Genomic DNA, 12,560 nt, shown 5'->3' with positions numbered 1-12,560 from the left:
CTATATAGGGGTACCACCACATCGCTATCAAGCTAACAAAACAAAATACCCCCTAAAATGAAAAAAATAGGCTATTCTTTCTGTACAATCATAGGAAAGGATGGCGTTTTTGTATGTCTATTTCTGTATCTGATGAATTACAACTATTTGCTCAAGAAATTCAAAACTTCTTATCTCCAAAATTCTTACGAGATCTTGCTAGAGATGTTGGTTTTGTACAACGAACCAGTAAGTACCAAGCAAAAGGTTCTGCTGCAAAGTTTTCTAAATGAAGCTACACTCTAGAAAAAAGGAACGAGGAGAATCACAAATGCTATATTTAAAAGGAAAACAGTTCAAAAAAGATATTATTTTGGTAGCCGTCGGCTACTATTGCCGTTTTGCTTTAAGCTATCGTGATGTCTCTGAAATTCTGAAAGAACGTGGTGTTTCGGTTCATCCCACAACCATTATGCGTTGGGTTCATGAGTATGGGAACTTGATTTATCAAATTTGGAAGAAGAAAACGAAAAACACCCATTTGTCTTGGAAACTAGATGAAACCTATATAAAAGTCAAAGGGAAATGGTGTTATTTATATCGTGCGATTGATATAGAAGGGCACACATTGGATATTCAACTTCGTAAAAAGCGAGATCATCCGGCCGCTTATGCTTTTATGAAAAGACTAGTGAAAATGTTTGGAGAACCAACGGTTCTCACTACAGATAAGGCGCCCGCATTACTTTGTGCGCTTAAGAAATTACGGAAAAAAGGCCTCTGTAAACACACTACGCATTGTACAATTAAATACCTGAACAATCTTATAGAACAGGATCATCGACAGGTGAATCGTTGTTTTGCCAAATCCGCAGGATTTCAAAGTATTCGTTATGCTTCACGTACGATAAAAGGAATCGAAACCGTTCATACACTATACAAACAAAGACGAAGTCTTCAAACAGACTCCGCCTTTTCGGTATATCATGAATTACAGCAATTACTAGTAGCCTCATAATATTTCCTCATATATTCATGCCTCTGTTTATCTCTTGAGAAACTTTGCAACAGAACCGAATTTGTTATCTGATCCAAAACCTAAGTCAATTTTATTTAAATCCTCATCATACCCAAATAAAAAATCTTTCCTTCTCCTCTTTTATTATTAGTGTTGACACATAAAAAGAGATTCAGACACAAAAATAGGCTGTGGAGAAGACTTTCTCCACAGCCTGAGAAAACACTTCTCTTAAGATAGAGAAGTGCTTTTCCTTCATTATTGATTAGAGCTAGAAGATTGTGATTTTTTTGCAGCTGATTGCGCATTTTGTTTTTTCACTGCATGCACATCCGATTCAGTTGCAAATTCTGTACCATAACTAGCATTTGCACTTTGTGCACCTGAAGCTTGTGCTTTCTTTGCCTCTGCTTGTGCATTCGCTTGTTTTACTGCTTGTACATTTGTTTCAGTTGCGAATTCTGTACCATAGCTAGCATTTGTGCTTTGGATGCTAGCGCCAGAAGTAGCCTTATTGTAACCTTGTTGTTTTTTGTTCATCTTTCTCACCTCCACAACCAATAATGTAACCAATCCATTTAAAAGTTATCCTTAATTTTATTTTTAAACTTCCGCACATTATTTCAATATTCATTCAAACTACATATTATAGAGATGAAAGTATGTACATAGGACGAGATATGACTGAACTAACCATGCTTTTAAGAAATGAATGGAAAGAAGACAAAATAACTTTTTTTCAAAATATCCTTTACAAAGGGTACAGATTATGTGTGGCGTTATCCCTATTTTAGGACACAAAGTTCCCAACTTACTTTTAAAAAGTTTAGACTTTTTCGTCTCTTTATCGAGACAAGAAAGTACCTACAAAATTTGAATACTTTTTTCAGTTGCAATTAAAAACAAAATTAAACGTAAAAAATCCCCTAGATATATATGCAATAATAGCATAAAAAACAAAACAGCTACTCTTCTTAAAGTAGCTGTTTCCTAATTTATTCATCTTCTATGCATTTGTAGTAAAGATATTGTTAAATTTTCTAAATCTCCATCATTTTTTATTTCCTGTATGACTTTTCCTTCTTTCATAAAGAGTATCCGATCACCAATTTCAGCAGCTACATCCATCATATGAGTGGAAAAAATAATCATTGTACCATTTCTTTTTAATGTCTTTAATATTGTTAAAAACTCATCTACCCAATACGGATCCAGCCCATTTGTCGGTTCGTCTAGTATCAAAATTTTAGGGTTTCCAAGACACGCCTGCCCAAATAAAAGTCTCTGTCTCATCCCTTTAGATAATCTATGCAAGCGTTCATTTTGTTTCTCATTTAATCCTATTGTTTTAATAATGGCTAGTACTTTTTCTTTTCCTATATTTCGAAAGGCGGCATAAAACAATAAAAATTCTTGAACTGTCATATCTTGCTGTGCATGAAAATCATCTGGCATATAACCTATTTCACTCACATACTGTTTTCTATCTTTCTGTAATTCTATATTACCTAATTGAACGCTACCAGTTGTAGGAGTTGTAATTCCAGCTATTATATCAAGGAGCGTACTTTTCCCCGCTCCATTCCCACCACATAATACGATACACTCTCCTTCTTTACTTTGAAATGAAATTGGAGATAATGCTATTTTCTTTTTATATCGTTTACATACTTCGTTAAGATTTAATACTGTCATTTTTTTCTTCTCCTCTCCATTTGCCAGCTCGCCACAAACAAGAACACGGTTGTATAGGTAATACAGTATATTAATAGAACCCAAATAACAGCTTTACTTTGAAAAAACATTACCAGTTGATCATATACTTGTCCAAATATTGCTCCACCACCTAATTGAATTACAAATATAATTCGAAGGAATTCAGCTGGGTTGCAATACAATAACATTTTTATTAGTGGTGCAATCATTGTATATGGAACAAAATTAAGGACACTAATTAAAGCCGTTGGCCACATCATAATAAGAAGGAACCAAACTACAATACTTATCGCTAAAGCTTGCCACCTTGTTATAGAAAAAGAACCGATTGTTATTCCCAGTAATAAAAATAAAAAGATTAGTAAAACAGAGAAGATATACGTTGCTGCTACCCAAAACATATCAAAATTACTACCGCTTAATAATCCGATTATTATACTTACACCAAAACTCATTGAAAAAATAGCTGTTTGCGCTATAAATTGCCCAATTATTTTACCTATTACATATGAAGTACTCTTTAAAGGATACGTACATAAAAGTCTCCACTTTCCATTTTCCACCTCGCCTGCAATAGAAAATGCCCCTATAATTAACATAAGTAATGGCACGATATATAAAATAAGGTTTACCATTGTCCCAGTTACATTTGTATACCCTGATAAAGCCTGAGTATTTCTTTCCATAACAAATATTAAAGAAAACATAGTTATCCAAAGAAATAAAAACGTGTATGCAAATTTACCTCTTACTGCGCTACGCCATTCTGAATATAATATATTCCACATGCCTACTCACCTCTCTATCGAAAAAGACAACCATAGTTGGTTGTCTTTTTCGAACTATTTTGTTCATAGTAATAGTCTCTTCTTAATGAGAATGTCCACTACCATGATCTTTCTTTTCTTTTCCCATCATATCTTTATTCATTTGCCATTTATGTTCTGCTAGTTCTTTATAAGAAAGGACTTTCCCAGTATGTTTTTCTATAAAGCTATCTGCATCTTTCTTCTCTTTAAAAGAAATTACATTATAAGCCATTGGCGTCTTAATTGATTTGTCAAATACATATGTAGCTTTATCCACTGCAACCCAATCTTTTGTATTGTAATCTCTTACAAATTTCTCATGTGTTTTTTCATTTTTATGTTCATCCATCCATTTATACATACAACCAATATCATCAAATTTCAAAGATTTTCCATTTTCTAAAATAACCTCAGTTGCAAATTGATTATCCATTACTGCCATATTACAAACATCACACTTATCATTTTTTTCATTAATAGCAACTGGCTTAGTTTCTTTCTTGCCACACCCTACTACGGCAAATACCAAACATAAACAAATAGCAAGTAACATATACTTTACTCTCATCAATTTTTCCTCCCTAAAAAGAACAATATACTTCCCATTAGTAACATGCTTACACTCACAACCAAAATATTAGATTGAAATCCCATTCCCTTACCTTTTTGTGAAACTATTTTGGGACTCATACTAGGCTCTTTGTCTAGCAATAAAGATTGATCTGGAATTTTTATAAAACTTTGTAAAATACGCATCCCTGGTGATTGAAAGAACAACTGATATTCTGGAATATCTTGTGTTAACAAAAGAAAATAGGCATCTGCTTTGTATGGAATATTACTAGTACCTGAACCGTCCGTATCTACTTTTAAAGAAGCGTCCCAATAATTTTTATAGATATTGTTTTCCCTGCTTTGTGTAGCTTGCGATTCATTAACATTCCCCATCATTACATTTTGAGTAAATTCATTTGAACTGGCATCTTTAAATTGTAAACCGATAAAATTATTAGAAATTGAGTTACCCATAATAGTATTGTGATTTGCCTGTTCTACATAAACCCCTACTCTATTATTGGCAATTTCATTTTGTAAAACTTTTGTTTTTGTCGCATCATATAGTAATAAGCCTTGTGCATGAACATTACTCTTATTGTCAATAAAGTGATTTCCTACTATAGATGTTTCCTTTGTCCCCATAATCATAGCACCTGTTGTATTTTCTTCTGATATATTATTTTCAACAACCGTTTTATCAGAATACATAAGATGAATGCCATAACGAGACTGCCAGATTGTATTATCCCTTAATGTATTCGTGTCGCTTTGTTCTAAATAAATACCATCACGGACATTTTGTATTTTGATGTTCTCAATAAGATTGCGATTGGATTTCCATAAATCAATTCCATTGGCACTTCCTTTTCCCATGATTATACTGTTCTCAATCTTTACATTTTTGGCAGCTTCTAACTTAATCCCCATGTTTGACGTGCGAACTTCCAATCCACTCAAATGATGTTTTTCTCCCGATACAAATATCGCTGACTGATCTTTATTTTCATTACATTGTTCAATTTTCAAATCTTTAAGGGTAATACCTTCTCCTTTTATCGTAATAATAGGAGCTTTACCACAGGAAGTAATTTTTGTATTCTTGTCCCCTTTTAATGTAATTGGCTTTGATATTTCTATAGTTTCGTTATAAGTCCCACTTTCTAATTTAATGGTTTCATGTGGAGAAGCCGCGTCAATTTTTGATTGTAATGTAGACTCAGCATAACTACTGATTTTCGGAAAACATAATACTAAAAATAAAAGAAGAGAAAAACAAATTTTTTTCATATATAGTTCCCTTCTCTCAAAGCTATTGATTATTACTATAGAAAAGAATACCAAGGATTTGTGTGAAATTTGTGAAAAATAAACGTGTTTTTTGTGATACATATAAAGTTATTACCTAGAGACAAAAGAGTCACTGCATTTCATTAGACCATGAGTTTTTAAACAAAGAAGTTTGTTTAAAGAAACCAATACGTATAAGTCATTTATTCGTAACTATACATACGATATTTACGGTTCTGGTGCAAAAATAAAACAAAAGAGAATAAAGCGCATATATTCCTAACAAAATCGTATCTTATGCTGAAAGTCCAAACAATTGATGGATGAATTCTTTCTGATTTTGGACAGACTGGTCCCGTAAATTAAGCTGTTCTTTTTTAATCATATGCATGGCTTCTACTCCAGAAAGAATGGATGTAGCTGTGTCAAAACATTTGAACCCTAGCATGGAACGGATTCGTTTGTCCAATTCAGGACCATACTGATGAACCCAACGCATAATCGTTGTATGAGAAATGGATAAACCCCGTTCTTCTAGCATTTCCACCAAATCACGAAAACTGAGGTTGTACCGTAGGTACCATCTTACCGTTAACAAAATAATATCAGGCTGATAATGCTTCCATTTGAATACATTTTCCTTTTCCATACCAATCACGCACCCTTTCTAAAGTAATAGTAACAGTATGTCCAAGTTTTATAGATTCATTGCAATTGTCCTTAAGTTTTTGCACCAGAACCAATTACAACAATTACTAAGGATTGCATAAAATCCATCTGCAATCATACCAACTTATTATCTGTTAAAAAACTTTGCACCAGAACTCTCTGAATCATCTTTTTCACTGAACTTAGTGTCCAGTTTAGTGTACCATCTCCAATTGCTGCGTAATTTTTCTGTCTAACTTTTCGGGTTCAGTTCATTATATTTTCTACTTTGTCTTTATATACAACATATTCTTTCCCATCCACTACTGCTACCACTGCAAATTCATCTTTTGGATTGAATGAAAGCCAGTCAGCCCACATGTTTGTATTTGGTCCTCCACTCCACATATTATGAACAGTGTTTTTAGTTAAATTCATAACTTTATAAGATGCATTTGGTGCATTTGTTCCAGTCTTTATTTCAAATGTGTATGCGTTATGAATTTTTTTATAAAAATAGAAAACGTTTGATGGACGAAGCTGATTCATAAAATCCTGTTCTTTTTTCTCTGCAATTTTTATCCCTTCTTGTAATGTGACAACATCTGTTCGTAATGTTTTCCAACTGTCTTTAGCTGCATTCAAGTTAGGGGCTAAGAATTTATATCTATTTTGATCGGCTTTTTGATTAGCTTTATCAATATGTCCCAGTACGCCCGTATATTGAGAGTCTAGATCATCCCATTGCGTGGACATATAAGTAAGAGCAGTAATAGCATTATCAATCGCACTATGCATATCACTAATATTATGAAACGCAACTCCAACTACACGATTTAATGTTATTTTATAATCTACATTCTGACGTAATTTTGCTAATTCCGGCTCTAACCAGCCTAACTTACCTCTTGCATCACCTATCATTATACCACCAGCAATCAATGTGGGAAGAAAGGGGATTTTCACCATGTCCAATCCCTTAGATTCTATGTCTTTCTGATAGTTTACTTGCCCTAAAAGGTCCTCTAGTCGCTTTTGATCATCCTCAACCGCAGCTCCTTGGCTTTTTAAAATAGACTGCAAGGTCTCTTTATGGCTCCCAAATACTCTAACATCTTCTCCAATAGCATTTTTAAATTTAGTTAATTCTTCTATTAATACTTTTGCAGACTTTTGATTTTGTTGAATTTCCTCCCGTAAATCCGTAATCCCTTTTTTTAAAGTATCTCCATTCCCAGTATTGATCGCCTCTACTAATGTTTCATAATGATTTTCAAATTTTGTATCGTATTCAATAATACCTGTCAATGTATCTAAAAGCTGTTTTTTTACTTTCGTATTCCATGAAACTGCATGTGCTCTTGCATTCTTTTGATCTTGTACAATTTTACTAGGTAAATCTGCATATCCATTAATAGTAATTCCTTCAAAACTCACATCCGGATTATTAATTAACAAATAAGAATATTCACTCATAGATTTTACAAATAACCCAGCATCTTGCACAGTTTTTTTCATCTGTTCTTCATTTGCTGAAAGAGACATATCTCCATTGTTAGTTTGTTCAATTTCACTTGCAAAAGCTACTACTGGTGTAACTGCATAAGTTGTTGTCATAGTTAAAAATGTCGATACAGCGAGTATTTTATAAGGGATTTTTTTCATCATTTTATACTTCTCCTATATAGGTTTTGATTTCTAATTCTATTCCTATTCCTCTTTAAAAGCGACGTCTTTCAATTTTTTTGAAAATCAGCAATACAGCACGGTTATCTTGGTATCTGGGTAAAAATTTTATAAAAATGAAAGGCGAAGTCTTTAATGAGACTCCGCCTTTTTGGTGTATAAGGAATTATTAATTGTTGTATTACTATTGAACAACGTAATCATAGATTCTCTATGTTTTAGGTGACTTTGCAACAGAATTAATATTTCCCTATTTTTGTGGAGTAACAGGTTCCACTTTTAATTCTTTTATCCCTTCTTTTAATGTGACTGCATCTGTTCGTAATGTTTTCCAACTGTCTTTCGCTGCATTCAAGTTAGGTTTTAAGAATTTAAATTTATTTTGATCCGCTTTTTGGGCTGCATTCTCAATATGTCCCAGCACCCCCGAATATTGAGAATCTAAATCATGCCACTGAGTGGACATATAAGTAAGAGCGTTAATAGCATCATCAAGTGCCTTATGCATCTCACTAATATTAATATACGCAACTCCAACTACACGATTTAATGTTACTTTATAATCTACGGTCTGACGTAATTCTGCTAATGTAGGCTCTAACTTAGATAAATTACCTTGTGCTCCGAGTACTATTAGACCACCAATTAACGGTAGGCCAAAAAGGGCACCCTTCATTACATTAAATCCATCAGATTCTAATTGTTTATAATAATTTACTGATCCTAAAATTTCATCTAGACGTTTTTGATCGGCCTCAACATCAGCTCCTTGGTTTTTTAAAATCGATTGCAAGAGATCTTTATTACTTCCAAATGCTCTAACATCTTGTCCAATAGCGTCTCTTAATTTAGTTAATTCTTGTATTAACTGTTGTGCAGACTTTTGGTTTTGTTGAATTTCACCTCGTAAATCTGTAATTCCTTCTTTTAAAGTTTCTCCATCCCCTGCATTAATCGCATCTACCATTGTTTCATAATAATTGTCAAATGTTGTGTCGTATTCAACAATGCCTGTCAATGTATCTAAAAGCTGTTTTTTTACTTGTGTATCCCATGTAAGAGCATGTGCTCTTGCATTCTTTTGATCTTGTACAATTCTACCAGGTAAATCTACATATCCATTAATAGTAATTCCTTCAAAGTTCACATCTGGATTTTTAATTAACATATAAGAATAGGCATTCATAGATTTTGCAAATAACCCAGCCTTTTGCAAAGTTTCTTTCATCTTCGTTTCATTTGCTGAAAGAGACGTATCTCCATTGTTAGTTTGTTCAATTCCACTTGCAAAAGTTGCTACTGGTGAAACAACAGAAGTTGTTGTCAAAGTTAAAAACGTCGATACAGCGAGTAGTTTATAAGGGATTTTCTTCATCATTTCATATTCCTCCTATATAGGTCTTAATTTTCAGTTCTATTCTTGTTTAAAAGCGATGTCTTTCGAAATGAATTCTGCATCTTTATGAATATCATTCCAGCTTTGTTTAGCAGCTTTTAAATCATCAGGTATTAAAGAGAATTTATGTTCTTGCATAGAGTCGATATTATCAAGTAAATCTGTATAGTTAGCCCCCATTGTATTCCATTGCTTTTGAATATTTGTTAGAGACAGTATCGCTTGATCCACTGTCTGATACAGATATCCCAATGTGTCTTTCGCGTTAGTAAGCGAACTAACTGCTTGGCTAGCAAGATCAGCTTTCGTACCTAATTCTCCGATTTTTTTAGAGATTTCGTTATAGGAGTTCATATGATTAGACGCCGTGACACCAGCTGCTGTTCCTAAACCGATACCAGCTGCACCAAGAGCCGACAGGCCACCAATAACAGCCGGTGTTGCTGTACCGCCAGTTACGACAATTACTACCGCTCCTCCAATAGCTGCAATAACTAAAATAGCTGCTCCCAATCCACCACCAATTGACCAGGCTAATACATCATCAAAATGTTTTTTCTGAGTAGAACGGAGTTGCTCAATTTCAGCTTGAAGTTGTGGAATTGTTGCCTGCTGACCTGCTAATATTGCCGTTAATCCACCTTTACCATCTGGGCCACCAACATTATTTTTAAAATCTGTAGAATTTTGATATAGTTTCCCTTTGAAGTCTTGTAACATCTTAATTACATCTGTAACTTCTTTTGAATTTGTATTAATTGTAGTGATTAAATCATTTATGCCCTCTTTTAGGCCTGCCTTATCTTTCTTTTGTACAGTATCTACTAATGTGTCGTAATAATTTTGAAATTGTTCATCGTAATTTACAATATTACGTGCTGTTTTTTGAATCTGCGGTTTTGCTGTATCTAGCCAATAATTCGCATTGATTCGAGACAGTTCCTGATTAAGGTGAATATTTTTGATTAATTCTCCCCCTTCTGAACCTAAATCAATATTGGATAAATTTACATTCGGTTGCTTAATCATTGTTTTTGCGTACAAATCCATTACAAGAATATGAGATCCTGTTTCAGCCAATGCTTTCTTCAGTCCTTCAGGCCCTAATGCATAATTCCCTATTTTCTGTTCTTGAGCGGTCTGTTCTTGTGCAAATGCATGAATAGTGTTACCGGTAGTAGAAGTTATAACCGTTGCCAGTGTGGCTAAAGTTAACACTTTAAATGGAAATTTCTTCATATCTATTTTCCTCCCTATTTTTCGATAGATTCTTATAACCTTCATGTTTTTATAAATTCCTAATATTAAAATTTATAAACCTGTTCTTCAAGATAACTTGTCATATTTTTTAATCTTCTTAATGTATCTTTTTGAGACTCCTGGTTAGTAGTATCAACATTAGTAGATAAATTTGTAATACTATTTTTTATTAGATTCAAATCTTCTTTATAGCGTTTCATTAAATCAAGTTCTACATCTACTTGATTTGCAAACGTATGCAAATCATTTTGCATAAGAAGAAGCATTGATTTTTGTAAATCTGCTATTGATAGTTTCGTTGTTAAATCATATAATTTTTGGTTTTGTTTCTCTAAGTCATCTAAATGTGCTCGCTGTTCTGCTGTTAGTTTATTTACTTCAGCGAAGGCACCATATGTTTTCTTAATTTTTTCAGTGTCAATAGCTTTCATCAAGTCATACTCTTGCGTTTTTGCGGCTGCAGCTGCAGCTATTTCACCTTGCTTGCTTTTCTCAATTGCTTCACGAGCTGCTTTTTTTGCCGATTCAATCTCTAGAGCAGTTTTACCCTTTTCTTTCGCTTCTTGCGCTGCTTTTGTCTCTGCTTCTAAAATAGAGTTATTAATTTCTTTTCCTTTGTTATACGCTGCCAACCCTGCTTGTGCAGCCGGTTCAATGATTTCTTTTGAAAGACTATAGACTTCTTTGAAAATAACAAATCCTTGTTCATTTAAAGCTCCTGGTACTAATGCTATTTGTTGTAAATCATTTTGAATTGCTTTTTTTGTATTTAGTAATTCATTTTTTAGCTGGTCTATTTTCCCTGCTCCATCTGAACTTAGTACATCCTGTGCTTTTGTCACATCAGTATCGAGATCTTTAAGTTTTTTATCAAGCTGTAATTTAAGATCTGTTAATTCATTAATCTGACGTTGTACATTGTCTTGGTTCGTCATAGCCATTTCTTGAAGAACTTCAAGTCTATCCACAAAACCTTCTTTATCTTCTTTATTGTCTACAAACGCTTTTAATGTTGGATAATAGCTATTAAATTTAGTTACAAACCCTTTACTTTTTGAATTTAATAGAATTAAATGTGGATAAAGTTCTGATGACCATTCCTTCATATCTTGCTTGATTAGGAATTGATTTGTATTTAAAGCTGGGACTTCCTCAAGCTGTACATTAGGACTCATTAAAGCTTGATCAATATATGTTTGGATTAATTTAGATTGTGCACCTAATTTTCGTAAGGATGAGGAAATATCCGTATTCTCTTGTTGCGTTTCTGCCTGAACGATTGGCATTGCGAGAGTATTGATAGGAATAGTCGCCCCAGTTACTATTGATGTTATTAAAAAACCTTTAATTATTTTATTTTTCATTCCGTACACCTCTTCACTATTGTCTGTTTATAATCTTATACATACATCTTGAACGACCTAACGCTAGGCTCTTTTCTTGCACATACTTGAGGAAGGAGAATTCTTTCGGATAGAGAGTGTTAAACCCTCGTTATTATTTACTTTTTATAGAATGTAAGGACCTTACTTCCCCCTCATTTAAATACTATGTTTTTCACAAGTAAACAATAAAAGTTCATCACCTATATTTGAATTAGCTGTCAAATGAATAGTATAATATTGATTTTTCTCTGGAGTTGCTGCTTGACTTACAGGAGCCCAGATAGATAAACTCATTGTTCCTAAAGCTAACCCTGCCATGACCTTTTTGATAATAAGTTCATAATATCTCTCCTAGTTTTGTCGGCAAGGCCCTACAAGATTACAAAAGATGAAATTATACTGTACATTGCTTATACTTTTATTACGGAATAAAATCATTTCTGCTATGTAGAAACTTAAAACACTTTTTTCAAATGTGATACTTTTGAGATTCTAGACCCTTTTAGAAATGAACGAATATTACGATAATTAATTTCGACATAATATTACTTGCAACTTTAGTGAACATTTATTATTGCAATCTTCTCCCCCTCGAGTGGTCATACCAATTGCACCTTTATTAAAACATCAATTTTTTAATACGTAAATAGTAGAATTTTGTCGATTATATTCAATAATTCGACTATCGAGTGTTAACGTGACTGAAAATGTTATACTTATAAAATAATTTTTTAATATAATTTAAGTAATTATAGCAGTTACAACTTGATATACTTAGTTAAAAAGGAGTTATTTTAACTATATAAAAAATAGCTAAT

Annotated in this window: 12 protein-coding genes and 1 pseudogene; 2 read left to right on the top strand and 11 right to left on the bottom strand. The window is 33.2% G+C overall.

The window, feature by feature from the left end; translation table 11 throughout:
- Window positions 1–113: 113 nt before the first annotated feature.
- A pseudogene (locus tag JTF23_RS25775) lies at window positions 114–257 on the top strand (IS4 family transposase); the annotation flags it as partial.
- 53 nt (window positions 258–310) lie between these two features.
- Complete coding sequence (locus JTF23_RS25770) at window positions 311–997, top strand: IS6 family transposase (RefSeq protein ID WP_002161220.1); 687 nt, start codon at window positions 311–313, stop codon at window positions 995–997.
- 258 nt (window positions 998–1,255) lie between these two features.
- On the opposite strand, the gene JTF23_RS25765 is transcribed toward JTF23_RS25770, so the two are convergent.
- The 11 genes from JTF23_RS25765 to JTF23_RS25715 all read right to left on the bottom strand — a co-directional run bounded on the left by JTF23_RS25765 (window position 1,256) and on the right by JTF23_RS25715 (window position 12,060).
- Window positions 1,256–1,537: a gamma-type small acid-soluble spore protein gene (locus JTF23_RS25765; RefSeq protein WP_002161219.1), complete on the bottom strand. Its 282-nt coding sequence runs from the start codon at window positions 1,535–1,537 to the stop codon at window positions 1,256–1,258.
- 459 nt (window positions 1,538–1,996) lie between these two features.
- Window positions 1,997–2,692 (bottom strand): ABC transporter ATP-binding protein, encoded by a 696-nt coding sequence (locus tag JTF23_RS25760; RefSeq protein WP_070128640.1) that lies wholly within the window; start codon window positions 2,690–2,692, stop codon window positions 1,997–1,999.
- On the bottom strand, window positions 2,689–3,501 hold the full coding sequence (locus JTF23_RS25755; protein ID WP_002161217.1) for an ABC transporter permease: 813 nt from the start codon (window positions 3,499–3,501) through the stop codon (window positions 2,689–2,691). Before JTF23_RS25755 ends, JTF23_RS25760 begins: the two co-directional genes overlap by 4 nt.
- A gap of 82 nt (window positions 3,502–3,583) precedes the next feature.
- Window positions 3,584–4,090 (bottom strand): nitrous oxide reductase accessory protein NosL, encoded by a 507-nt coding sequence (locus JTF23_RS25750; protein ID WP_204210091.1) that lies wholly within the window; start codon window positions 4,088–4,090, stop codon window positions 3,584–3,586.
- Window positions 4,090–5,367, bottom strand: a complete 1,278-nt coding sequence (locus JTF23_RS25745) for a right-handed parallel beta-helix repeat-containing protein (protein ID WP_002161215.1) — start codon at window positions 5,365–5,367, stop codon at window positions 4,090–4,092. The genes JTF23_RS25750 and JTF23_RS25745 overlap by 1 nt, the downstream gene beginning before the upstream one ends.
- 295 nt (window positions 5,368–5,662) lie before the next feature.
- Window positions 5,663–6,016, bottom strand: a complete 354-nt coding sequence (locus JTF23_RS25740) for a hypothetical protein (protein ID WP_078214341.1) — start codon at window positions 6,014–6,016, stop codon at window positions 5,663–5,665.
- Window positions 6,017–6,282: 266 nt separating this feature from the next.
- Window positions 6,283–7,683 carry a hemolysin BL regulatory component HblB gene (hblB, locus tag JTF23_RS25735; RefSeq protein ID WP_204210090.1) on the bottom strand — a complete coding sequence of 467 codons (1,401 nt, stop codon included), beginning with the start codon at window positions 7,681–7,683 and terminating at the stop codon, window positions 6,283–6,285.
- A 268-nt stretch (window positions 7,684–7,951) separates the two neighbouring features.
- Window positions 7,952–9,079, bottom strand: coding sequence for a hemolysin BL binding component B (gene hblA, locus JTF23_RS25730; protein ID WP_002161212.1), 1,128 nt, complete (start codon window positions 9,077–9,079; stop codon window positions 7,952–7,954).
- 36 nt (window positions 9,080–9,115) lie between these two features.
- Window positions 9,116–10,336 (bottom strand): hemolysin BL lytic component L1, encoded by a 1,221-nt coding sequence (hblD, locus tag JTF23_RS25725; RefSeq protein ID WP_204210089.1) that lies wholly within the window; start codon window positions 10,334–10,336, stop codon window positions 9,116–9,118.
- Window positions 10,337–10,401: 65 nt separating this feature from the next.
- Complete coding sequence (gene hblC, locus JTF23_RS25720) at window positions 10,402–11,721, bottom strand: hemolysin BL lytic component L2 (RefSeq protein WP_204210088.1); 1,320 nt, start codon at window positions 11,719–11,721, stop codon at window positions 10,402–10,404.
- 177 nt (window positions 11,722–11,898) lie between these two features.
- Window positions 11,899–12,060: a hypothetical protein gene (locus JTF23_RS25715; protein WP_154214316.1), complete on the bottom strand. Its 162-nt coding sequence runs from the start codon at window positions 12,058–12,060 to the stop codon at window positions 11,899–11,901.
- Window positions 12,061–12,560 lie beyond the last annotated feature (500 nt).

The sequence above is a fragment of the Bacillus sp. RIT 809 genome (assembly GCF_016892495.1).
GTDB classification, from domain to species: Bacteria; Bacillota; Bacilli; order Bacillales; family Bacillaceae_G; genus Bacillus_A; species Bacillus_A cereus_U.
The sequence above is the reverse complement of the archived record's forward strand: the minus strand, read 5'-3'. Positions and strand labels throughout refer to the sequence as shown.